Origin of the sequence: Nostoc sp. (assembly GCF_036917575.1) — a bacterium.
Lineage (GTDB): Bacteria > Cyanobacteriota > Cyanobacteriia > Cyanobacteriales > Nostocaceae > Nostoc.
Genome location: NZ_JBALDC010000025.1, coordinates 65,720 through 88,734, shown reverse-complemented (window position 1 = coordinate 88,734; position 23,015 = coordinate 65,720). Strand labels below are relative to the sequence as shown.

General features: G+C 40.9%; 22 protein-coding genes. 15 read left to right on the top strand and 7 right to left on the bottom strand.

All coding sequences use genetic code 11. The features are described 5' to 3' along the window. The first annotated feature begins 216 nt into the window (after positions 1-216). Positions 217-711 (top strand): hypothetical protein, encoded by a 495-nt coding sequence (locus V7K79_RS05955; RefSeq protein WP_335045619.1) that lies wholly within the window; start codon positions 217-219, stop codon positions 709-711. A gap of 408 nt (positions 712-1,119) precedes the next feature. Then, complete coding sequence (gene ftsH2 / locus V7K79_RS05950) at positions 1,120-3,006, top strand: ATP-dependent zinc metalloprotease FtsH2 (RefSeq protein ID WP_335045601.1); 1,887 nt, start codon at positions 1,120-1,122, stop codon at positions 3,004-3,006. Between the two features lie 143 nt (positions 3,007-3,149). Here ftsH2 and rnc read toward each other — a convergent pair whose 3' ends face one another. From rnc to V7K79_RS05930, 4 genes are all read right to left on the bottom strand, one after another. After that, the gene (gene rnc / locus V7K79_RS05945; RefSeq protein ID WP_335045599.1) at positions 3,150-3,836 is read right to left on the bottom strand and encodes a ribonuclease III; all 687 of its coding nucleotides are present in this window, start codon (positions 3,834-3,836) and stop codon (positions 3,150-3,152) included. A gap of 134 nt (positions 3,837-3,970) precedes the next feature. Beyond that, positions 3,971-4,204, bottom strand: a complete 234-nt coding sequence (locus V7K79_RS05940) for a hypothetical protein (RefSeq protein WP_335045597.1) — start codon at positions 4,202-4,204, stop codon at positions 3,971-3,973. Between the two features lie 51 nt (positions 4,205-4,255). Further along, positions 4,256-4,633 carry an NYN domain-containing protein gene (locus V7K79_RS05935; RefSeq protein ID WP_335045595.1) on the bottom strand — a complete coding sequence of 126 codons (378 nt, stop codon included), beginning with the start codon at positions 4,631-4,633 and terminating at the stop codon, positions 4,256-4,258. A 551-nt stretch (positions 4,634-5,184) separates the two neighbouring features. Continuing rightward, entirely contained in the window at positions 5,185-5,796 is a 612-nt protein-coding gene (locus tag V7K79_RS05930) for a hypothetical protein (protein WP_335045593.1), read from the bottom strand. 213 nt (positions 5,797-6,009) lie between these two features. Between V7K79_RS05930 and bchD the strand changes: the two genes are divergently transcribed. Then, complete coding sequence (gene bchD / locus V7K79_RS05925) at positions 6,010-8,040, top strand: magnesium chelatase ATPase subunit D (RefSeq protein WP_335045591.1); 2,031 nt, start codon at positions 6,010-6,012, stop codon at positions 8,038-8,040. Positions 8,041-8,083: 43 nt separating this feature from the next. Here the strand turns inward: bchD and V7K79_RS05920 are convergent, their stop codons facing one another. After that, the gene (locus V7K79_RS05920; RefSeq protein ID WP_335045589.1) at positions 8,084-8,869 is read right to left on the bottom strand and encodes an RNA polymerase sigma factor SigF; all 786 of its coding nucleotides are present in this window, start codon (positions 8,867-8,869) and stop codon (positions 8,084-8,086) included. A gap of 622 nt (positions 8,870-9,491) precedes the next feature. Here V7K79_RS05920 and V7K79_RS05915 point away from each other — a divergent pair. The 11 genes from V7K79_RS05915 to V7K79_RS05865 all read left to right on the top strand — a co-directional run bounded on the left by V7K79_RS05915 (position 9,492) and on the right by V7K79_RS05865 (position 19,077). Continuing rightward, positions 9,492-9,653, top strand: a complete 162-nt coding sequence (locus tag V7K79_RS05915; RefSeq protein WP_335045588.1) for a hypothetical protein — start codon at positions 9,492-9,494, stop codon at positions 9,651-9,653. Continuing rightward, the gene (locus V7K79_RS05910) at positions 9,581-10,324 is read left to right on the top strand and encodes a hypothetical protein (protein WP_335045586.1); all 744 of its coding nucleotides are present in this window, start codon (positions 9,581-9,583) and stop codon (positions 10,322-10,324) included. Before V7K79_RS05915 ends, V7K79_RS05910 begins: the two co-directional genes overlap by 73 nt. Next, positions 10,317-12,380 (top strand): RNaseH domain-containing protein, encoded by a 2,064-nt coding sequence (locus tag V7K79_RS05905; RefSeq protein ID WP_335045584.1) that lies wholly within the window; start codon positions 10,317-10,319, stop codon positions 12,378-12,380. The genes V7K79_RS05910 and V7K79_RS05905 overlap by 8 nt, the downstream gene beginning before the upstream one ends. Before the next feature lie 112 nt (positions 12,381-12,492). Continuing rightward, complete coding sequence (locus V7K79_RS05900; RefSeq protein WP_335045582.1) at positions 12,493-13,221, top strand: Bax inhibitor-1/YccA family protein; 729 nt, start codon at positions 12,493-12,495, stop codon at positions 13,219-13,221. Positions 13,222-13,440: 219 nt separating this feature from the next. Then, a complete protein-coding gene (locus V7K79_RS05895; RefSeq protein WP_335045580.1) occupies positions 13,441-14,511 on the top strand; it encodes a PCRF domain-containing protein in 1,071 nt (356 codons plus the stop codon). A gap of 127 nt (positions 14,512-14,638) precedes the next feature. Beyond that, positions 14,639-15,761 (top strand): peptide chain release factor 2 gene (gene prfB, locus V7K79_RS05890; protein ID WP_335045578.1). Its coding sequence is split into 2 segments (ribosomal slippage): positions 14,639-14,710 and positions 14,712-15,761, totalling 1,122 coding nucleotides; the frame shifts between segments, so codons are not numbered across the junction. 142 nt (positions 15,762-15,903) lie between these two features. Further along, on the top strand, positions 15,904-16,059 hold the full coding sequence (locus tag V7K79_RS05885) for a DUF3285 domain-containing protein (protein WP_012408076.1): 156 nt from the start codon (positions 15,904-15,906) through the stop codon (positions 16,057-16,059). 81 nt (positions 16,060-16,140) lie between these two features. Then, positions 16,141-16,629: an rRNA maturation RNase YbeY gene (gene ybeY, locus V7K79_RS05880; RefSeq protein WP_442938890.1), complete on the top strand. Its 489-nt coding sequence runs from the start codon at positions 16,141-16,143 to the stop codon at positions 16,627-16,629. A gap of 153 nt (positions 16,630-16,782) precedes the next feature. Then, complete coding sequence (locus V7K79_RS05875) at positions 16,783-17,238, top strand: diacylglycerol kinase family protein (protein WP_335045576.1); 456 nt, start codon at positions 16,783-16,785, stop codon at positions 17,236-17,238. Between the two features lie 468 nt (positions 17,239-17,706). Next, positions 17,707-18,306, top strand: coding sequence for an anthranilate synthase component II (locus V7K79_RS05870; protein WP_334850504.1), 600 nt, complete (start codon positions 17,707-17,709; stop codon positions 18,304-18,306). 3 nt (positions 18,307-18,309) lie between these two features. Further along, positions 18,310-19,077, top strand: a complete 768-nt coding sequence (locus V7K79_RS05865) for an MBL fold metallo-hydrolase (protein ID WP_335045575.1) — start codon at positions 18,310-18,312, stop codon at positions 19,075-19,077. Positions 19,078-19,181: 104 nt separating this feature from the next. On the opposite strand, the gene V7K79_RS05860 is transcribed toward V7K79_RS05865, so the two are convergent. Continuing rightward, entirely contained in the window at positions 19,182-20,423 is a 1,242-nt protein-coding gene (locus V7K79_RS05860) for an FG-GAP repeat domain-containing protein (RefSeq protein WP_335045573.1), read from the bottom strand. Positions 20,424-20,930: 507 nt separating this feature from the next. Beyond that, entirely contained in the window at positions 20,931-21,386 is a 456-nt protein-coding gene (locus V7K79_RS05855; RefSeq protein ID WP_335045571.1) for an NUDIX hydrolase, read from the bottom strand. A 298-nt stretch (positions 21,387-21,684) separates the two neighbouring features. On the opposite strand from V7K79_RS05855, the gene V7K79_RS05850 reads away from it, so the two are divergent. Continuing rightward, positions 21,685-22,995 carry an aminopeptidase P N-terminal domain-containing protein gene (locus V7K79_RS05850; RefSeq protein ID WP_335045570.1) on the top strand — a complete coding sequence of 437 codons (1,311 nt, stop codon included), beginning with the start codon at positions 21,685-21,687 and terminating at the stop codon, positions 22,993-22,995. Positions 22,996-23,015: the final 20 nt, after the last annotated feature.

Genomic DNA, 23,015 nt, shown 5'->3' with positions numbered 1-23,015 from the left:
TTCTAGATTTTAGAAATATTTTAGATTTTAGGGGCGCACAAATGTGTGCCCCTATTCATAAGGTAAAGCAATTATGGAAACAAGAAATCATTGACTAATTACTAATGAATTATTCTCAATTTCACATCTAAAATAGTTAGTCAATTCTCCTCATGTTGGGAACTTGGTGTGTAAAATTCATGTCTTCAAAAACACTTAGAAATGAACGTAATTACAATGCCGACAAAAGCGCTCAATAGAGGGATGAGATTATCGTTCATAATAGTTACGCTCTTCATCACATCGACAGTGATTGCTGCGGTAGATGCTCAGGAAGCGCCAACGATATTTGGAGATGTCACCATTAGCCCTCAGTTTTCACCAGACCCCCTGACAGTTCGCGGGATGAGTGGTGGCTCAATATCTGGGAGTCAAGTAGGTGGGAGAACTGAAACAGCCACCGGGCCTTGTACTGGATTTGTTGATGAAACACCAGACCACACATTAGTGTTAACAAGTAAATTTGACTACCTGAAGTTGCAAGTGCAAAGTCCTGAAGACACCACCATGATTATCAAAGGGCCTGGTGGTACTTGGTGCAATGACGATTTTGATGGCAAAAATGCTGGCATTATTGGTGAATGGCTACCTGGAAGTTACCAAATTTGGGTTGGTTCTTACGAAAAAGGCAAGTATCTTCCTTACACTCTAAAAATTACAGAAGTAAAGTAGGGCATTGGGCATCGAGAAGAAACAAGGTAGACAAGGAAGAGGGGGAGACAAAAAAAAGGCTTGTTCAATAATTCCCCCTTGTCCCCAGTCCATAGTCCCCAGTCTCCACAATCATTATTGAGAGCGGCTTGAACGACGCGAGAAGCACTCCGAAGAAATTCTCTGTGTCTTTGCATCCCGTTGCGTTCCCTTTTCTCGTGCGATATTGTATTAAAATTAAGTTAACTTTGATTAAGATTCTTGTTGGCATCGCCATAATGCTCTAATTGCCTTACGGCAGTGCATATAAGAGATCAAATTAAATAAAATGGATTTATAAACATCCGTTTAACGGCTTAAAGTGACGGAGTGATGAACATTCGGTTATTAGAGCTAACAAGTTGTATAGGCATCTAGAGGCAAATTAAAATGAAATTCTCTTGGAAAGTCGTAGCACTCTGGACGTTGCCGGCTTTGGTAATTGGCTTTTTCTTCTGGCAAGGTGCGTTTGCCGGCGCTCCTGCCGACATGAGTAAGAATGCAGCCAATACCCGCATGACTTACGGTCGCTTTCTAGAATACTTGGACAGCGATCGCGTCAGCAGTGTGGATCTTTACGAAGGCGGTAGGACTGCAATTATAGAAGCCCGGGATCCAGATCTGGAAAATCGCGTCCAAAGGTGGCGTGTGGATTTGCCTGTTAACGCTCCTGAGTTAATTAGCAAGCTCAAAGAAAAAGCCATTAGTTTTGATGCTCACCCCATGCGGAATGATGGCGCAATCTGGGGATTGTTGGGCAATCTCATCTTTCCAGTTTTATTGATTACTGGGTTATTCTTTTTGTTCCGACGTTCTAGCAACCTCCCCGGCGGTCCTGGTCAAGCGATGAACTTCGGCAAATCCAAAGCACGTTTCCAAATGGAGGCAAAAACCGGGGTCAAATTTGACGATGTAGCCGGAATCGAAGAAGCTAAGGAAGAACTACAAGAAGTTGTCACCTTCCTAAAGCAGCCAGAAAAATTTACGGCTGTGGGCGCACGGATTCCTAAGGGAGTGCTGTTAGTTGGGCCTCCAGGAACTGGTAAAACTTTATTAGCAAAAGCGATCGCAGGTGAAGCAGGCGTACCTTTCTTCAGTATTTCTGGTTCAGAATTTGTAGAAATGTTTGTTGGGGTAGGTGCATCCCGCGTCCGTGATTTGTTCAAGAAAGCTAAAGATAACGCCCCCTGTATCATCTTCATCGATGAAATTGACGCTGTAGGACGGCAAAGGGGTGCTGGTATCGGTGGCGGTAACGACGAGAGAGAGCAAACCCTCAACCAATTGCTCACTGAAATGGATGGGTTTGAAGGTAACACAGGCATCATTATTATTGCTGCTACCAACCGTCCCGACGTATTAGACTCAGCCTTATTGCGTCCCGGTCGCTTTGACCGCCAAGTAACAGTCGATGCACCCGATATCAAAGGGCGTTTGGAAATATTGCAAGTCCATGCGCGGAACAAGAAATTAGACGCTAGTGTATCTTTGGATGCGATCGCTCGCCGCACTCCTGGATTTACTGGTGCTGACTTAGCCAACTTACTTAACGAAGCAGCAATTCTCACAGCTAGAAGACGTAAAGAAGCGATTACCCTTGGCGAAATCGATGATGCGGTAGATCGGGTAGTAGCTGGGATGGAAGGCACTCCCTTGGTAGATAGCAAGAGCAAGCGCTTAATTGCTTACCATGAAATCGGACACGCTTTAATTGGGACTTTGTTAAAAGACCATGACCCAGTACAGAAAGTTACCTTAATTCCACGGGGACAAGCACAGGGTTTAACTTGGTTTATGCCCGACGAAGAACAAGGATTAATTTCTCGTTCCCAGTTGAAAGCTAGAATTACTGGTGCTTTGGGTGGTCGTGCTGCTGAAGAGGTGATTTTTGGGGCTGCGGAAATTACAACTGGCGCTGGTGGCGACTTACAGCAACTATCGGGAATGGCCCGGCAAATGGTGACTCGTTTCGGGATGTCCGATTTAGGGCCACTGTCGTTAGAAAGCCAGCAGGGAGAAGTATTCTTGGGTCGTGACTGGACAACCCGATCTGAGTATTCTGAATCCATTGCTTCTCGTATTGATGGACAAGTTAGGGAAATTGTTGAGCAGTGCTACGACAATGCTAAGAAGATCATCCGTGACCATCGCACTGTTACCGATCGCTTAGTAGATTTGCTCATTGAAAAGGAAACCATTGACGGCGAAGAATTCCGCCAGATTGTAGCTGAATACGCTGAAGTACCTGAGAAGCAACAGTACGTACCGCAACTATAATAGTTGACTCTTTTATAGATACCATCAGGAAAAGAATAAAGTAACAACAACTCAAATGAGGATGGCGTCTACTATCCTCATTTTTTTGCGATTTTTTGGTGTTAGGAAGATTTTAATTTTAAAATTATCAAAATTTATAAACTCTACAACAAACCTTGTTTTTTTAACTTAGCTAGTGCATCTTCCGCAGCAGCTTTTTCTGCATCTTTTTTATTGCGTCCTTTACCTTCTCCGTAAATTTTTTCATCCACCAATACTTTAGCGATGAATTCTGGCGCATGAGAAGGGCCTCCTATTTGATCTGTGAAATATTTGGGGGGATTTGGAGTAACATTGCGTTGCACCCATTCTTGAAAGCGGTTTTTTGAATCTACATTAGAACGAGGCACAATTATATGCTTAGGATCTACAGAATCAAATAGTGGTTCTATAATTGCGCGAACTGTTTCAATATTGGACTGATTATCCAAATAGTAAGCACCAAGAACTGCTTCAAAGGTGCTACTGAGCAAATTAGGATTTTGGTAGCCTCCATCTCGAATTGCACCTTTTCCTAACCGCATTCTAAAGTCTAAACCTACCTCTTGGGCAAACTTTGCCAATTGCTTTTCATCTACCAGCGCCGAACGCCGTCGGGTTAATTCATCTTCTCCCATTTCTGCATGACGACCATAGAGATATTCGCCACTTAAGAAATTCAGCAAAGCATCACCAAGAAATTCTAGGCGTTCATTGTGTTCGCCTTCTCCGGGGTTTTCATGAACATAAGAACGGTGGGTAAGCGCACGGCGTAGAAGTTTTTCATCATGAAATATTAGAAGTTTGTGCATTTTTATATTGTGTTTTGTTGTGATTAACTGTTGAGAGACTTTATAATTATTGCTTTTTTCAGACAGAAAAAAACCGCGAATTGCGGTGTCTTGGTAAAACCTAGTTGTACTCAACTAGGTTTTTTAAATTTCTTTTAAGCAGCTAGTTTGTCTAACTCAACTAAAAACAATTCCTGACCTTGTTTTTGAACTTTACCGTCTCTGACAGCAGCATCAATAAACTGACTAAAGTTTTTAAACTTTTTACCGTTAGACATAGAAATAGAGGAAAACCCCTGATATTTATGGCAACGTTGACGCATCAATTTATCAATGTAGCTAAATTCTGTACGTTTGCCTTGACTTAAAGTAATTGTGATTGCTTTCATCAAGCATTCTGTAGCCTCATTGTAATTAACCTCAAACTCAATATAAGTGGTTTAAGATTTAGTTTTTTTATCAATTAACTCAGGTAACTTGTTTATAAAGTAAAATTCATCAGCAAGTTCTTTTAGCTTCTGTTTTACATTACCTGCTTGAGCAAAGATGATGACCCTTTTGCCCAAATTTTGCAAATTACGAACCAAATTTACAAAGTCTCCATCTCCTGAGGCTAGATTATTTTTTGCAGCCGCTTGATCTTCGCACTGCGAATTATAGTAGATGTTTTTGCCAATTAAACGTCCTCTGGATTTGGCAAAAACTAGTAATAGTTTGGCTAATTCCAGGTTTAATTTAGCATTTTGATAATCCCAATAAATCAAAACATTAAGTTGCTTATGACTGGTTCTATTTGAAGTTATATGAGTGTCTAACATTAGTAATGTGTCCAGAATTTATTTTTACGAAGAACTGGACAGCTTCAACAAATTACACATTTAGCAGTATTAAGAATTTATACGAGGAATTTGTACTTAAGAAGTACTTCTCTACGATAAAGCTTTTTACCGTCGCTTTCGTTTGGTTTAAGTCTCAGCAGTAGAACTCCCAGTTTCCTAGCAAGTTTCGCGTCATACCTTCCTCTGAATATTCATCCAAACATCTGTCTTCCCATTGAAGTCTAGCCAATCAGTTGACCTGACATTGGACTGAACATTCAGCCGAAGGAACAACACGAAGCTCGGCAGGAAACTAGGAATTCTGCTGCTGAGACAACACCAAAAACCTGCGCTTTAGAGTGCGGTTATTTTGCTGTCTTAAGTACATACTTTCATATCTGATGCCACATTGTCAATAAAGTTACTTATAAAGATTTCGTAAAAGCGTAGACGCGTAGTAGCTTGTGATAAAACATCACCTGTTATTGATAAACTTTAAGAATCATCTGTGGTATTCTTTCACAAGCACCATTTTTTAGTTAATAAATAATTTAGGGTTTGTTTTGCGCGATCGCACTATACAAAATACCTAAAATTTTCTTAATATCTTTAATATAGTATTCACTTAAATCAATCGAAACTACATTTCCTTCCAGCTTTAAAAATTGCCAAATAGTACCGATAGTAACAGCACCATATATAGCTTTAATTTGATTATTTCCACCTCTTTCGTTAAATAACTGAGCAGCTACCATTTCAGCAATACATTGCGCTAAACCAGACCTCAAGTTCTCATTTTTACTTTCTACTAAAACAACTACCGGACTACGTACAAGCAACTGTTCAGAAGAAAGACTCAAAATAAAATCACAAAAGCCGTTTAATCCTCGTTGGCTATCAACAGTAAAGTCCACTCCAGAAAAAAAGCTGATTTCATAATTAAATTTACGTCTAATTTCTAATAAAATTGGACTGATTATCATTTCGCTTCGAGCTTTTTCTGAACTTATCGCTACCGCTAAATCAACATTTTCTTGAAGTATGGTAGATAATAAATCACTGCCTTCTTGCTCCTGCACAGTCGCAAAGAGTCCAGATGACTCGTGGATAATTAACCCAAAAGAATCAATAACCTCAATAAGCTTGAAATCACTATAAGCCATAAAACTTACTCCCTGATTTTATGACTGAATATTATCTCATTGCTATCGCAAAGCTTAAAAATTCAGTTTGTGCGGAAACACCCTCACTAAATCAAGAGATAAATCTGGAAAGCAAGGAAAATTTATTACTTGATTCGATAAAATAATTCGCTATATTCTAAATGTGTCAGAAATTGGTATGCTAAAGGCCGAGACTCGCTATAAAAGCAAACAATGCCTGCGCCTACTATCAATCCCACCATCACTGCTTTTCCCTTAACAGCCGTAATCGGTCAAGAAGCAATTAAATTAGCCTTGCTGTTAGCAGCAGTCGATCCTGGTTTGGGAGGAGTAGCGATCGCAGGCCGTCGCGGTACAGCAAAATCTGTAATGGCTCGTGCTATCCACGCTTTACTACCGCCGATTGAAGTTGTCAAGGGTTCAATCAGTAATTGCGACCCCAACTACCCAGAAGAATGGGACGATCAACTGTTGGCGGAGTACGCAGATAAAGATATTCAAGATGTTCCCGTCGAAATCATTCCCGCACCTTTTTTGCAAATTCCTCTAGGTATCACAGAAGACCGACTTATCGGTTCAGTGGATGTGGAAAAGTCGGTAAAACAAGGTGATACTATTTTTCAACCAGGTTTACTCGCTACAGCAAACCGGGGTGTACTGTACGTAGATGAAATTAATTTATTAGATGATCAAATATCAAATCAGCTTTTAACAGTATTATCTGAGGGACGCAACCAAATTGAACGGGAAGGAATTAGTTTTCAGCATCCGTGCAAATCTCTATTTATTGCCACCTACAACCCAGAAGAAGGCGGATTACGGGAGCATTTACTAGATAGAATTGCGATCGCACTTTCTGCTGACGGTGTACTAGGCTTAGATCAAAGAGTAGCAGCAGTTGAGGTTGCGATCGCTTATTCTAAATCTCCCCAAGATTTTCTTCAGCAGTACGACGAAGATTTAGACGCCCTGAAAACCCAAATTATCTTGGCGCGGGAATGGTTGAAAGAAGTAACCATTACCCACGAACAAATTGCCTACTTAGTAGATGAAGCCATTCGCGGCGGAGTTCAGGGACATCGCGCCGAGTTATTCGCCACACGGGTTGCCAAGGCGGCGGCGGCTTTGGAGGGACGAACAACAGTGAATGCCGAAGATTTGCGCCGTGCTGTGGAATTGGTAATTGTACCACGCGCCACAATTGTGCAGACACCACCACCAGAACAACAAGCACCACCTCCGCCTCCGCCTCCACCCCAGAATCAAGAAGAACCTCCAGACGAATCAGAAGAGGAAGAAGAACAAGAAGAACAGGAAGAAAATCAAGAGCAAGAACCCCCCAGCATCCCGGAAGAGTTTATCTTTGATCCGGAAGGGGTAATTCTTGATGACAGCGTGCTTTACTTTACTCAAATGGCAAAGCGGCAAGGTAAATCTGGTAGTCGCAGTGTCATCTTTTCTGATGACAGAGGACGCTACATTAAGCCGATGTTACCCAAGGGGAAAGCGCGACGCATTGCAGTAGATGCCACCCTCAGAGCAGCGGCTCCTTATCAAAAAGCACGAAGAGAAAGACAACCAGATAGAAAAGTTATTGTCGAACAGCCTGATATTCGCTCGAAACGCCTGGTACGCAAAGCAGGGGCGTTAGTAGTATTTGTGGTAGATGCTTCTGGCTCAATGGCTTTGAATCGAATGCAATCGGCTAAAGGTGCGGTGATGCAACTGTTGACAGAAGCTTATCAAAACCGCGACCAAATAGCATTAATTCCCTTCCGAGGAGAACAGGCAGAGGTATTATTGCCTCCAACACGTTCTATTGCTTTGGCGCGTAACCGTTTGGAAAGGTTGCCCTGTGGTGGGGGTTCGCCCTTAGCGCATGGTTTAACTCAAGCTGTGCGCGTTGGCTTAAATGCTCAGATGAGTGGAGATATTGGGCAAGTTGTCCTTGTAGCAATCACCGATGGGCGAGGTAATATTCCCTTAGCGCGTTCTTTGGGTGAAGAACTAGAACCAGGAGAAAAGCCAGATATCAAAGGAGAATTATTAGAAATTGCTGCGAGAATCCGGGCTTTGGGTATGCAACTATTAGTAATTGATACAGAAAGTAAATTTGTGTCCACGGGCTTTGCTAAGGAACTATCGCAAACAGCAGGCGGTAAATATTATCATTTGCCAAAAGCGACAGACCAAGCTATTGCTGCTATGACCAAAGGTGCGATCGCTGATTTAAAATCTAGATAATTAGTCATTTATCATTGATCATTGGATTTTTGACTCAATATGACTACGATCCAGTGGGCATTACTTGTGGTTGTAAATAACAAATCAAATCTTGAATTCCCTTTTGCAGATAGCGTGTTACTGTCATTGGACTAGTACCAATATTTTTAGCAGCATCCTTGCGAGAAAGTTCCTTCAAGAATACCATTTCAACTGCCATACGGGGCTTTTCTTCTAACATATTTATTGCGCCTTGCAGTTGTTGGCGTTCTTCTTCTTGTTGTAGAAGCACATGAGAACGAGGACAAGGAAGTGCCTCACCCAAGGTTATTTGGCAATCAACATAGTTAACTGCGGTTGCATCTAAACTCAGAGGCATCCGGTTTTGAGCAGCTAACTTGGTTTCTTGCCACTCTTGTACAGATACCCGAAGGTGGCTGGCAATTTCAGCATCCTTGGGCGGGCGACCTAAAGAGATTGATAAGTACTTGCGAATCTTTTGTCCTTCATTATATAATTCTTGCCAACGACGAGGAATTTTTAATAAAGTACTGCGATCGCGCAAAAAGTGCAGCATCTCACCGCGAATATATGGTACTGCAAAGGAACTAAAAGCATATCCTTGGCTAGGGTCGAAGCGCTCAATTGCCCTAATTAAACCAAAATAACCGATTTGTTCTAAATCTTCATAAGGTTCATTACATTGATGGCTGAATTTATGAGCCATCTTCCGCACTAAGCCAGTGTGTAACTGTACAAGTTTATTACGAAGTTTAATAGAAGGATTCTGGTGGTACAAGTGTAATAATTCTATACCATCAGTTCGTAGAGAGGACTCACTTGCTGCCATATAAATTCCTTTGTTGTAACTCCTATTTATGAGAAAATGGAGTTGCGTATATATTTTTCAAAGCTGTCATTATTTTCCTTAGCTAAGGGTGAATAAGCCATCGTCGTTTCACTGAACTTATCAGAAGTCATACTCCATAATTCAGTATATGTACGCATGATTTTATTACTTCATCTCTGGCTGCTTATTTTTATTTACCAGGTAATAAATGAATAGCAGGTAATCCTTAGCTTTTGCGAAAAAACTAGCTATTTATGCTGAAAGATGCATCAGTTACCCAATATTTATCTTTCATACTGAGTACAACGCAGATTGGTACTAGATTAATGGTGAAAGAAACTGGGCAATCTAATTTTTTAGTTGGGCATGCATGGAGCTTGTGAATCTAATAAACAAATTAATTTATCTACTGGTTGTACAGATTTCTGTTTCTTCACCAGCGTTATTCAAGCTTCTGACAAGACACTTGGCGCTGATAGAACCTTCAAAATTGCAGAACTGTGTCAGAAATGCGTAAGTAATAAAACATGGAAACTTTGGAAACTTAATGGAAACATAGAAACATTTGATTGACACGCAAGTTTGCTGGGTGTCACACTTCTCCTAAATATGAGTGTGAACAATGAGAATCACCAAGCACCTACAAAAAATTCTCAATGCACTTGAGCAATGGTTTAGTATCCATCAACTGGGACCAACATTGGAAGAGTTGTGTCAAGAACTCGAAATGCAACCACGCCAGAAAGCAACACTTCAGAAGTGGTTGCTTTCTGGCGTGGTATAGATGTTGAATGGGATGACCATAGCGCCCGCAGTCTTTGCCTTCTTCAATCTGAATCGGAGACACCATCTTTACAGATATCTGTGACAGACACTCTACGGTATTTGGCTACCGGCGTAGTGCAGTGGGAAAAACTAGAGCTAGAAAAGCGAAGTCAAGTACCAGAAGCCTTTCGCATTGGAATGTCGCGTATGTACTTAACTTCCTTACTGCGGGGAGAACAAGCCTCAAAGAACCTACCGCAATTTTTTAATTGGGCGGAAACATCTAATCTATTACTTTCTGGAAACCTAACCCTAACTCAGGTTGCAGATATCTTCTACCAGAATGCTGCTGCTGAAATGGTCAATTTGAACTATACAGCGTGGTCTTTCCAACAACTAACAAAAGACGAGCGCTCAGTACTTTGCTGGACTCAGTTAGTAAGTATCTGTCAAATCATCGGGCGTTTGGTACGTGGTGGTGTACCAGCAGTAGTCCATTTTCTCGATGTGAAATTTGCCCCAAATTCAGCCATAGGCGAACAAGACAGCGAAACCACTTCACTTTTGGTTGCCATCATCAAAGTGCTGGAACCCTATATCGAAAGTGAGGATATTTTGGCGCGATCGCTTTATGGCCCTTTTTTAAATGCACTTCAACAAATGAAACAAAGAAACTTCAACTATGACTAAAATTATTCTTCCTGGTGCTTGGGAACCCACTGCAACGAATCCAACATACAAACTCTCTGCAATCTATGTTCCCACTGCATGGCGACAAGTCGCCAACAACCTTGCTCAACAGCGTGCCAGATTCAGAGGTCAAGGTTATCGAGCCGTACCAGTTTATTCTCTTGACCCTTTGATAGTTGGTAGCTTTCCTGAAATTATCAAAACTATGCGTAATGGCTGGCAGAAAGGCAATGTACCTTGGTTGTTAGCCACAGAAACCATAGACCTTTCTGACTTGGGTAACTATATCAAAGATTGGTTGATTGAAGAATTCAGTTCTTTAAAAGATGTTGAGTCACAGCTTGCAAATCTGAATAATCATGATTGGCACTGGGAAGAGCCAAAAATCTATGATTTACTTCATCCTCAAGATCAGGTCGAAACAAGCAACCTTTACCAAGCTATTCCAGATTACCTTGCCAAGGAGTTTCTCGTTGTTGATGAAGATAACCAATCTTCCAAGCCTAAAAAAGCCAAGAAATCTGAAGACCCAAATCATTCAGCTACGCCAATGCTGCGACCAAAATTAGCAGCACCAGCAGTCTTTCGTAAACTTGAAAATCCTCTTCACACCATACTGATTTTGTGGGAAACTCCACAATGTCGCGATGCATTAATTGATGAGATTTGTAAGTTACTGTATCTATCACCTACAAACGTAGATAATATTTATGAAGGAGTATACGGTTTCCTGTGCATCAAGACTCAACACGTTGGCGACCTCACACAAAACCTAGAAATTAAAAGTTTTTCTGAAGCAAAAAGAACTTCTCAACAGCAACGTCCTGATTTATTAGCAGAACGCATTAACAAGATTACTGCATTTCTACCCCCAACCAAAGAACTAAGCGGAGCATTAATTGAAATTAGACCTAAATCGTTCAGATCAGAAGCTGATCCCAAGCTTGCTTGGCGAATTAGGGCTGTGAAAGCAGGCTATCTCAATCAACATATCCATCGAATTACTACTATAACAGACCCGAATAAGCTGAAAAAATCTGGTTTAGAACCAGTGAAACAAGCAGTATCAGACTTACTAAGACAATTCGGAATTTTACCTGATACTCCTTTAATTGATTCCAAAAAAGATGGCATTGATATTGATATCTGGTTAACGTGCTTTTATGTTCTACGCCGCACCCGCAAAAATAATGCTGAAAATATTCCTAAAACTGTGGTTTTGATAATCAGAGTTAATCCATTAACAGCAAAAGTAGAATTAACAACTCCTGATTTCTTTAAAGAACAAGGCTGGTTATCATATCCTGTTGGACTTGCACATCTTTCAGATGAAGACTGGGACACTAACTTCTACGATGAAAGTAATGAAGAATTAGATGATGATCAAAAACGTAAAGAGCAAACGAAAGAACAAAGATTAATCAATAAATTTGTTGCTGAATGTTTGCAAGATTGCTTAAATACACCAATTACTGATAAAAAATCCCCACGTGTATTATTCATGGCAGAGGCACAAAATGCTCGCAAAATGCTGAACTGGCTACAAAACCGAAATCTACTAACTAATGACCCACTACAAACGCTCAAACAGCACCTTTCACAAGAAGAAATAAATCGCCTATGGATTGTGCGCTTACGAGTTGCAGAGAATGGTGAAGTGCCAGTTACTATTGTTAAAGATTCTCCCGGAAGTCGAACCAGTGGTGTTTATCGATGGCAGGGTGTGTGTGATGATGGAGAGCGATCGCTCTACCTAAGCGTTAGAAAACCTTTAAATACTGAAAAGCACATATTACGCACATGGCAGTCTCGTCTTGACAATGGCAGTAGACAAGCTGGAAAAGCGAGAATCTTAGAAATTGCCCTGATTCATCACCCACAAATCAAGGGTGACAAGCTAGCTCATTTTGTTCACTCTCTCAGAAGTCGCTGGCCTTATTTTGCAAATGACATTATTCTCCCATTGCCTTTTCGCTTTGCTATCAAGGCTAAAGAATATGCTGTCAGTACTAAAGATCCTGTAGAATTCTCAGAGACTGACGATTCTAATTTTTAACAACAATACTGCCATTAAGATTTTGCAACCTATTAAATCCTTGGCTGTTAACTTCAAAAATTGGTAAGAATAGGAATAGGTAGAACGTTTTCCTAAAAAACAGTATTTCAATATGAGCAATACCAGTAATTTTCGTGAAGCTATCCGTGAGGCTAAATCTCACGCTCTCGTTGGCCCAAACGTGATTGCCAACGCCCTCCCCTACGTTGGTGGTGGATTAGTGCTAACGGCATTAGGAACCTACGGCGGTTTGGGAATTATCCGTACTAACCCCGAAATATTCTTTCCCACCTTTCTTGGTGCAGTGATTCTGGAATTAATTTTGTTCTTTGTTGCCCAAAATGTTGCCCAAAAAGGTAACAGGGGACTTGCATTACCTCTGTTGGCAACCTACAGCCTCTTGTCTGGATATACTCTTAGTGGCTTAGTATTTGTCGCTTTAAGATCCCAAGGTGTTGGCATTCAAGGGATTGGCTTGGCTGCCCTTGGTTGTGGTATCACCTTTATTGCTGCCCGTCAAATAGGTTCAAATCTTTCTGAACAAGACGGCATGGCTTTGACGAAAACCATCAATCTTGGTGTCATTGCCTTGGTGGTTGTATGTCTAGCCCAATTTGGGTTTGCCATGTTTGGTGTCTACACGCCCAATTGGTTAGAAATTGCTATCTCCGGTTTGGGAGTATTCCTGTTTGTTGGGGTTTCTGTTGTCGATTTCTATATCTTGCCCCGCACTTACAGCGATGATCAGTATCTGCCTGCTGCTTTGTCGATGTACTTAACTTACATCAACTTGTTCGTCTTTATCTTGCGGTTGCTAATTGCCATAAATGGCCGCGATTAATTATCTGTAGGCGCTAACAAAAGTCAAGTTTTATAAAATAAAAACTGTGGTTAAATTTTTAGCAACCACGGTTTTTTCATTTATTTAATAGTAGAATATGTAGATAAGTTAAGTCTCAAGTGAGCAAAACTATGCTTGAATTCTTAAATATCAAAATCGAAGTAGAAAGATTGTCTAATATATTAGGAAAGGGTGAAGACTGTCTTTGACCTTGAATATTTGACTGCAAGAATTCAATATTTAGATCGAGTAATTGCTCAACCTGATTTTTGGAATAATCCAACGCTTGCTTATGAGACACTTCAAGAAATTGAATACTTCATATTCTACAAGCATCAGCAATATCAGCGCTGGTGTTCGATTTTAGAAGATATCAAGGCTGCTTTGGAATTGTTAGAATTATCAGATGATGAGGAATTGTGGCAAGAGGCACAAACCAATCTTATCCAACTCCAGCAAGAACTAGAAACAGCAGAAATACGACAATTATTGTCTGACCCCCACGACGAAAAAGCTGCATTACTCACTATTACTGCTGAAGTTGATAATGCAGACAGTCATTACTGGGCGTATATGTTGCTGCAAATGTACTGGCGTTGGGGAAAAAGCCACAATTATCAAGTGGATGTAGTAGAGATTTCTGAGGGTAATGAGGGCGGAATTAAGTATGCAACTTTAGAAATTACAGCAAGTTATGCATACGGCTACCTCAAATCAGAAACAGGCACACATCAACTACAGCAGATATCCCCCTTCGATGTTACGAACAGCTTGCGGACGAGTTTAACTAGTGTAGAATTTATCCCAATATTGGATGAGTCCATTGAGTGGAAGATTCTAGAGAAGGATTTGCAAATAACTAGGTGGCAGTGCAATAGCAGGAATATTAATCGCTCCGAAACTTGGGTAAAGGTGGTTCACATTCCTCTTGGGATTAGTATATTTTGTAACCAAGAGCGCAATCAGATGCAAAATAAAGAGAAAGCCTTAGCTATTCTCAAGAGTAAACTGTTGGCGATGTCTACGACGGGCTACGCCTACGCACTAGCCCAAAATGTCGAGCAAATTGACCAAATTCAACCCCGACAGATAAAACCTCTATCCAACAAGCTCATCCGTGAATATATCTTGCATCCTTACACCAGGGTAAAAAATTTACGTACCAATGTAGAAACAACTGTTACGACAGAGGTATTAGACGGTAAAATTAATTTGTTTATCAAAGCCTATCTGCAACAGCTAAATCACACTACTTCAGTAAGCACAGAAGCGCTTGATAATTTCAAGTAACTTTTGTATCTTAATATAAGTAGTGCAGAAAAAATTTGCCCAACTACAGCTAAAATTAAAAAACATTAAGTAGAATAAAGAGCAATTTTCCAAACCAAAGCGCTTTATTTATCATTCAGCAAGCACTATGGAAGTTTTAGAACTCAAACGCGAAATCGAAACGTTGTCTAGCCGCCTGGGTAAAACCCAGGACTATCTTTGACGTACCTGCACTGACAGCTAAAATTCAAGACCTGGAAAAAATATCAGCACAGCCAGAATTTTGGAATGACCAAACCCAGGCCCAACAAACGCTGCAAGAACTCAACGACCTGAAAGCCCATCTCCAGCAATACGATCGCTGGCACGCCAATTTAGAAGATACTAAAGCAGTTGTGGAATTATTGGAGTTAGAAACCGATGAGGCACTACTCCAAGAAGCCGAATCTACCATCACTAAACTCAATCGTGACCTCGATCAGTGGGAGTTACAACAGTTACTTTCTGGGTCCTATGATGCTGAAGGTGCTGTACTGACAATTACTGCTGGTGCTGGTGGCACAGATGCTCAAGACTGGGCATTTATGCTGATGCGGATGTACACCCGTTGGGGCGAAGCTCACGGCTATAAGGTAACTTTAGCCGAAGAGTCGGAGGGTGATGAAGCCGGAATTAAATCGGCAACGCTAGAAATTACTGGTCGCTATGCCTATGGTTACTTGCGTTCAGAAATGGGTACACATCGTTTAGTGCGAATTTCACCTTTTAATGCCAACGGTAAGCGGCAAACCAGTTTTGCTGGGATAGAAGTGATGCCACAGATAGATAACTCTGTGCAGCTGGATATTCCAGACAAAGATTTGGAAATCACCACAACTCGCTCTGGTGGTAAAGGTGGGCAGAATGTCAACAAAGTAGAAACTGCGGTGCGGATTGTTCACCTCCCTACAGGTCTTGCCGTGCGCTGTACAGAGGAGCGATCGCAGCTGCAAAATAAAGAAAAAGCCCTAAATCGCCTCAAAGCAAAGCTGTTGGTCATCGCTAAAGAGCAACGTGCCCAAGAAATTGCCGAAATTCGTGGTGATATGGTGGAAGCCTCTTGGGGAAACCAGATCCGTAATTATGTATTTCATCCATACCAAATGGTGAAAGATTTACGTACAAACACGGAAACAACAGCCATTGGTGATATAATGAATGGTGAACTTGATACATTCATCCAAGCTTATCTGCGCCAAGAAAATAAACTAGTAGAAAATACTTCGGTATAGAGGCAGTTGTTACATAACATCCCGATTGCTAAGGCGTTTCTTTTTGAAACGCCTTAGTAATATGTAGGCGATCGCAATTCATCCAATTCTATCCCAGACCAACTGTTACAGTTATAAAAGAAGAATCTGTAGACAAATAACTATGAGTAATTCTCCTTCAACAGAACCTCAACCTAGCTACGTCAAACTCGCCATGCGAAACATGGTGCGGAAGGGTGCAACTTCCCTAAAGCATTTTGCGTTGACTGCTGTAGGGCTTTTAGCTCTGCTTGTTGGTCTTGCTTACCTTACTCACTAGCAACGACAAATCGTAAACCTCAGACAAGGAGACTTTGTGCCCCTGAGAGTTGAACTATATGTGGAAGAGTCTTTTTATGAGTTGTCCTCGACAATATCTGTAAAAATTGACGAGACTAATGCCCGAATTACTCCTGAAACTTGGGAAAACTGGTTTAATCACTGGTTGGAAATACTTCACCCTCAGATTCCACCAGCGCCAAGTTATGAAATTGGGTTGCGTTTGACAGATGACTTGCAAATTCAAGAACTGAATGCTCAATATCGTCAGCAAAATAAGCCGACAGACGTTTTAGCTTTTGCTGCTTTGGAGGTGGATTTTCCTCAAAGCATAGAAATGCTTGCCTCTGTACCATTATATTTAGGTGATATTATTGTGTCTGTAGATACAGCACAACACCAAGCTCAACAACAGGAACATAGCTTATCAACTGAGCTAGCCTGGTTAGCTGCTCACGGTTTATTGCACCTGCTGGGCTGGGATCATCCTGATGAAAAAAGTTTAGAGCGAATGTTAGAACAGCAAGTGACATTGCTGAATGCAATAGGTATTGCTATTGACATGGAATAGTAGTGGCTGATGCATCTCTTAATGTTAATTTTGGGTAATACTTTTATAATACTTCTGTGGAAAATTGCTTAAAGATTGCCTCAAAGTTAATTCTGCCATTAAGATCGGCGAATATTCCCACTGTAGCAACTCTGTTCTTGTGTTTTTAAGTCTATGTCCCAAAAAATTTCTCCCTCACCAACGCCTACCTCGTTACAAACACTAGTGTCTAACGAACGGGAATTCTCCTGGAAAGTAGCCTCTAATTTATTTATTAGTTTTAAATATGCCTGGGCTGGAATCAGTTATAGTTTTCAAACTCAACGTAACTTTCGCATCCACATAAGTGTTTGTGCAATGGCGATCGCTTTGAGCGTTTTTTTGCATCTGCAAGCGGTCGAAATTGCGGTAATTGGTGTAACTAGTGGTTTAGTTTTGGCATTAGAGTTACTAAATACAGCGCTCGAGTCTGTTGTGGACTTAACCGTTAAGCAGACATACCATGATTTGGCAAAAATTGCTAAAGATTGTGCGGCTGGTGCAGTGCTTGTCTCTGCTTTCGTAGCGATGTTAGTCGCAGGTACGCTATTGCTACCTCCTCTGGTAAGGTTAATTATATCGACTTTGTAGAGGTGATTTGCTCCAACGTAGCCCGCACTTCTTTATGAGACGCTGCGTATAGCTTACTTTCACGTTCGCGTAGCGTGCCGTAGGCAAGTGATACGACAAAGCTTAGTGACCGCCGCAGGCATCGCCAAGTGAGCCAATAAGAGGATCTGTCCGATCCCCTGGAGAACACATTATAAGCAATTTAGAATTGAATAAGTGGCTTATCATTGAGTAGCCGCCTCATATTTACGTGTCCACTTTAGCGTTATTTTTACATCTAGCGAACAAATAAATAAGTAGGCAAGAATAAATCAAACTATGTTATCCAACGTGAAATTAATTAAATTGGTTCATAGTATCCGATAACTCTATTTTAAGGGCTAATGTCACTTACTACAAACCTTTAATTATTCACGCCCACTCACTTAGTATGAGATATTTGTCTATGCTATTGCAACTGATGAGTGATAGAGCTAGGAGTTATAAACTTTGATTATAGTTATCGACAATTACGATAGTTTTACATATAACTTAGTGCAGTACCTGGGAGAATTAGCTTCAGAGTTCCCAGTGGCAAATGATATTAAAGTTTTTCGTAACGACAAGATATCCATTGATGAGATTCAGGCATTAAAGCCGGAAGCCGTAGTTATTTCTCCTGGGCCTGGTCGCCCGGAAGATGCTGGTATTTCTTTAGAATTGATTGAACAGCTAGGACAAGAGTTACCAATTTTAGGTGTCTGTTTGGGACATCAAAGCATTGGTCAAGTGTTCGGTGGTAAAATAATTTCTGCTCCAGAGTTGATGCATGGCAAAACCTCTCAAGTGTCTCACACTGGAGTGGGGGTTTTCCGGGGATTAGAAAATCCTTTGACCGCCACCAGGTATCATAGTTTGGTAATCGAACGTGAGACTTGCCCAGATGTGTTAGAAATCACCGCTTGGGTTGAAGATAACACCATTATGGGAGTGCGACACCGGAACTATCCTCACATTCAGGGCGTCCAGTTTCACCCAGAGAGTGTCCTGACATCTTCAGGAAAACAGTTATTGCGAAATTTTCTGGAACAGTTACAGTCAAGAGCATAATTAATGAAACGACGACAGTTGATGGGCTATGCTGGGGCGGGGTTGGTAACAGCTTTAGTTACTACCTTGGGTTCTGAATCTCAAGCTGACGCACAATCTAGCGGTTTATCAGTTCAGTGGTTGGGTCATACTTGCTTTCTTTTTACTGGTGGTGGTGCGAAAGTTCTCGTCAATCCATTTCGATCGGTTGGTTGTACTGCTAAGTATCGTCCTCCAAAAGTTGCAGCAGATTTGGTACTGATTAGCAGCCAACTACTAGATGAAGGTGCTGTGGATGTACTACCGGGAAATGCAAAACTCATCTACGAACCAGGAGTTTATGAGTTTAAAGGCATTAAATTCCAAGGAATTGCCATAGACCACGATCGCAAAGGTGGTAAGCAGTTTGGTTCAAATACTGCTTGGAGTTGGAAGCAAGGCGGAATTAATATCCTACACTTAGGCGGAGCTGCTGCACCTATTTCCATTGAGCAAAAAATCTTGATGGGGCGTCCCGATGTAGCGTTTATTCCAGTGGGAGGCAGTGCAAAAGCCTACAATGCCGAAGAAGCAAAGCAGGCTGTTCAAGTATTAAATCCCAAGTTGGTGATTCCGACTCATTACCGCACACAAGCGGCTGATGCTGCTAAGTGCGATCTTTCCCCACTAGATAATTTTCTGACCTTGATGCAAGGTACGACAGTGCAGCGTAGCAATGGAGATAGTATTTCCATTAGCCCTGGTAAATTGCCAGAAAAGGGAGAAATTCAGATTTTGAGTTACAAGTTTTGAATAAAAAGACTGGGGATTGGAAACTAGCAAAAAAGCAGGGGAAGCAAGGATATAATAATGACTCTTGCCTCCACCTGATGAATTCTGAAGTCTGAATTCTGATTTTAGAACGTATACCACTCTCCGGTCAGCTTATCTGCGTCGCTGATGGGGTTCTCAACTGCTGTCGTCCCATCTATAGTCCAAATGTTGTCTGTACCTGCTGTCTGATCGCGCCAGTAGATATCAGTCTTGCCATCGCCGTTGAAATCGCCAAGGGATGGTGTCAATGCCGCGTTATTAGCTGGTAAGAAAGCTTCAGTCGCAACTGTTGTGCCATCCATCAACCAAGCAGTGTTCGCACCTGTGGTTCCATTGTGCCAGAAAATATCAGTCTTGCCATCACCGTTGAAGTCACCAATTTTGGAAGTCCAGGATGAGTCAAGTGTGCCCAAAGCACCCTCTGTAACTAAGATGCCACTCATTGTCCAAACCTTGTTCTCACCGGTTTGAGCGTTTCTCCACAGAATATCAGTCTTATAGTCGCCGTTGAAATCACCAAGGGTAGGAGTCCAGGCGGGATCTTGTGATTGCAGTGCCAATTCAGTCTTTTGCGTACCATCCATAAACCAAGCGGTGTTATCGCCGGTGGTCTGATCGCGCCAGAAAATGTCACTCTTACCATTGCCGTCAAAATCAACAATGGTAGGAGTTAGTGCTGTGCTTGTAGTGTCTAGAACAGTTGCATTCAGAACTGTACTGCCATCCATCTGCCAGATAGCATTCTCGCCAGTTGTGCCATTATGCCAGAAGATATCGGTTTTGCGATCGCCGTTGAAATCTCCAATCTGAGGAGTCCAGGCTGGATCGACGGTACTTAGAGCAGCCGCACTAGCAACTTTGGTTCCATCCATCAACACAACGCTATTCTCGCCGGTTGTCTTATTGCGTAACAAGAAGTCGGTTTTGCCATCAGCATTGAAGTCAGCAATTTTGTAATCATAGGCGGATAGGTCGAATTGACCCAAAGAACCCTGTTCCAAAACTTTTGTGCCATCCATCAACCGAATGATAATCTCACCAGTTGAAGAATTGACCCAAACTTTATCTGTTTTACCATCACCGTTAAAGTCAGGAGTAATCGCCGCACTAGTTAAGTAAGGATTAGGATTGGGATTTGCTGACGTTTTAACAGGTGCAGTCACCGGTTCACTTTCTAGTGCTAGTGAAGAACTTTTATTTCCAAACCCTAAATCATAATTTAAACTTTTAAGAGAAGTTGTCAAGATTTCTGATTTTGCAAAAGAATCTGATAACAATCGAGATGTATTCAAAGCTAAGGGTGAGGAATTTGAATTTGCCGGCATGGTGTATTTTTATTATTGGTTGTTATATTCTTTTAACTTTTTTTTGTAATCTCTTTCTGTAACGAAATAACATTTACTAGGGTTTCAATTTTTCTTTACAACTATTATTTCTTTATTAATGTGAGTTTTTGAAGATAAATATTTGTTGATATTAAACTATTTTTTTAAGCTGTTTAAGTTATATATAAGCAATTGCAAAATATTATTTTGTATTTTATATATGATGCTTTATAGATAAACTTTGATTATTTTATTTATTTTCTTTGACATTTAAATATAGTACTTACGTACAATTAACGGAAAAATAACCATAAAGGGTGCAGAGGTCACGGAGAAATGAGAGTTTGAGAGGGTTTTTACGTAAGTTCTAAAATGTTTTATCAAAAATCTACTTATATATTTAAGACACTATTTATAAAGTAAATCTTAAGTAGCGTGTGTTATGGCATTAGCCTAACGCACCATATTATCTGGCGGTGCGTTAAGCGCTTAATCTCAAGTGTTAGCTCAATCCTCACTATTTTTTGTTTTGTCAACCAGCTTAGATAAAAAATAACCTTGACCACCAGCTAGACCTAAATCTGAGCCATCCAATCTAACCCAATAAAAATCAAAAGATATAAAGTTTTTGCTCGTACTTGAATGTATTTCCCAATGCCGCCAAGTAGTTGGTGTACATTGAGTTAATTCGAGATGATAAACATAACGTTCTTGAATTTCATTTCGAGCGGGAGTCATATTGTATTGATAAATACCCAATAACTCAATAATACGAACTCCTTTGATACCTGATTCTTCATAAATTTCTCGCAGTACAGTTTCAGATGGCTCCTCATTTTCTTCAACTGTACCAGCAGGTACTTGTACGCCAGCTTCTGGAAACTCAGTATGTGTAAACACCATTAATTTATCTTTGTTAATTACGTAAGCGATCGCTTTTTTTGTTGTAGATTGAGTAGACATATTTTTGACTGTGCGCTGTGAAATTTCTTAAATAGCGAAAATTAGATAAAATAAAGGATTATAATTTTTTTATGAATATTTTAAATCAGTTGATAATAAGAAGATTTACGAGTTGTTGAAAAACTAGAAAATCTAAGTCTTTCGAGATAATTAATTCTTCTCTAATGATTTATAACTTAAGTGGAAACAAATATTGGTTAGAATAATTTAGATTAGCAACTATTAAGAGGCATAATCTGTGCATCTATTAGTTGCTAAAAGTGTCAAATAACACAATATTTTTATAAGCACATCAACTATGCAAGCAGAATATCGGCAGCGTCGCGAGCAGTTAATGGCAAAAATTGGTGATGGTACAGCCATTTTTCGCAGTGCGCCAATGGCAGTAATGCACAATGATGTCGAGTATGTTTATCGCCAAGATAGTGATTTTTTTTACTTAACTGGTTTTAATGAACCACAAGCAGTAGCAGTGTTAGTGCCGCATCATTCAGAACATCGGTTTGTGCTGTTTGTCCAACCAAAGGATCGCGAAAAGGAAGTATGGACTGGTTATCTTTGTGGGGTAGAGGCAGCAAAAGAAATTTATGGTGCTGATGAAGCATACCCCATTAGCGAGTTAGATGAAAAGTTGCCGCAGTATTTGGAAAAAGCTAGCCGGATTTACTATCACTTAGGACGCGATCGCACTTTCAATGACCAAATCCTGCGACATTACCAAAGTTTACTGCGGACTTATCCGAAGCGCGGTACAGGGCCGATCGCTATTGAAGATACTGGCCCTGTCCTCAACAGCATGAGATTGATCAAAAGCGAAGCTGAGTTGGAATTGATGCGTCAAGCAGCAGCGATCGCCACTGAAGCGCACAATTATGCCCAAGAAATCGCTGCACCAGGACGTTATGAGTACGAAATACAAGCGGAGATGGAACGGATCTTTCGAGTCCGGGGTGGCTTAGGGCCTGCTTATCCTTCGATTGTGGCTTCTGGTGTAAATGCTTGTGTACTCCACTACATTGAAAATAATCGTCAAATGCAGGATGGAGAATTACTACTAATTGATGCCGGTTGTGCTTACGGTTATTACAACTCCGATATTACCCGGACATTTCCTGTAGGGGGTAAGTTTACGCCAGAACAAAAGACGCTGTATGAGATTGTTTTAGAAGCGCAAAAACAAGCGATCGCTCAAATCCAACCAGGTAATCCTTTCAAATTAGTTCACGATACAGCAGTGCGCGTTCTCACAGAAGGTTTAGTCGAAGTTGGCATTCTCAAGGGTGAAATTGATAAGTTAATTGAAGAAGAGAAATACAAGCCATATTATATGCACCGCACCAGTCATTGGTTAGGTTTAGATGTCCATGATGTCGGTGTTTATCAGCATGGTGAAGACAAATCTCAAATTTTACAACCAGGTCAAATTTTGACAGTGGAACCGGGACTATATATTGTGCCAGATACCAAACTAGCAGAAGACCAGCCACAGACCGATCCGCGATGGGTTGGGATTGGTATTCGGATTGAGGATGATGTATTAGTTACACCTGGGGGACATGAAGTATTAACTGCGGGGGTTCCCAAAGCTGTAGATGAAATCGAAAGATAGAAAATGGGGATGGTAGACGT

Excerpts from the sequence above, each read along its gene's own strand:
- V7K79_RS05955 (WP_335045619.1), top strand. The coding sequence starts at position 217 with ATGCCGACAAAAGCGCTCAATAGAGGGATGAGATTATCGTTCATAATA.
- ftsH2 (WP_335045601.1), top strand. The coding sequence starts at position 1,120 with ATGAAATTCTCTTGGAAAGTCGTAGCACTCTGGACGTTGCCGGCTTTG.
- rnc (WP_335045599.1), bottom strand. The coding sequence starts at position 3,836 with ATGCACAAACTTCTAATATTTCATGATGAAAAACTTCTACGCCGTGCG.
- V7K79_RS05940 (WP_335045597.1), bottom strand. The coding sequence starts at position 4,204 with ATGAAAGCAATCACAATTACTTTAAGTCAAGGCAAACGTACAGAATTT.
- V7K79_RS05935 (WP_335045595.1), bottom strand. The coding sequence starts at position 4,633 with ATGTTAGACACTCATATAACTTCAAATAGAACCAGTCATAAGCAACTT.
- V7K79_RS05930 (WP_335045593.1), bottom strand. The coding sequence starts at position 5,796 with ATGGCTTATAGTGATTTCAAGCTTATTGAGGTTATTGATTCTTTTGGG.
- bchD (WP_335045591.1), top strand. The coding sequence starts at position 6,010 with ATGCCTGCGCCTACTATCAATCCCACCATCACTGCTTTTCCCTTAACA.
- V7K79_RS05920 (WP_335045589.1), bottom strand. The coding sequence starts at position 8,869 with ATGGCAGCAAGTGAGTCCTCTCTACGAACTGATGGTATAGAATTATTA.
- V7K79_RS05915 (WP_335045588.1), top strand. The coding sequence starts at position 9,492 with ATGAGAATCACCAAGCACCTACAAAAAATTCTCAATGCACTTGAGCAA.
- V7K79_RS05905 (WP_335045584.1), top strand. The coding sequence starts at position 10,317 with ATGACTAAAATTATTCTTCCTGGTGCTTGGGAACCCACTGCAACGAAT.
- V7K79_RS05900 (WP_335045582.1), top strand. The coding sequence starts at position 12,493 with ATGAGCAATACCAGTAATTTTCGTGAAGCTATCCGTGAGGCTAAATCT.
- V7K79_RS05885 (WP_012408076.1), top strand. The coding sequence starts at position 15,904 with ATGAGTAATTCTCCTTCAACAGAACCTCAACCTAGCTACGTCAAACTC.
- V7K79_RS05875 (WP_335045576.1), top strand. The coding sequence starts at position 16,783 with ATGTCCCAAAAAATTTCTCCCTCACCAACGCCTACCTCGTTACAAACA.
- V7K79_RS05865 (WP_335045575.1), top strand. The coding sequence starts at position 18,310 with ATGAAACGACGACAGTTGATGGGCTATGCTGGGGCGGGGTTGGTAACA.
- V7K79_RS05860 (WP_335045573.1), bottom strand. The coding sequence starts at position 20,423 with ATGCCGGCAAATTCAAATTCCTCACCCTTAGCTTTGAATACATCTCGA.
- V7K79_RS05855 (WP_335045571.1), bottom strand. The coding sequence starts at position 21,386 with ATGTCTACTCAATCTACAACAAAAAAAGCGATCGCTTACGTAATTAAC.
- V7K79_RS05850 (WP_335045570.1), top strand. The coding sequence starts at position 21,685 with ATGCAAGCAGAATATCGGCAGCGTCGCGAGCAGTTAATGGCAAAAATT.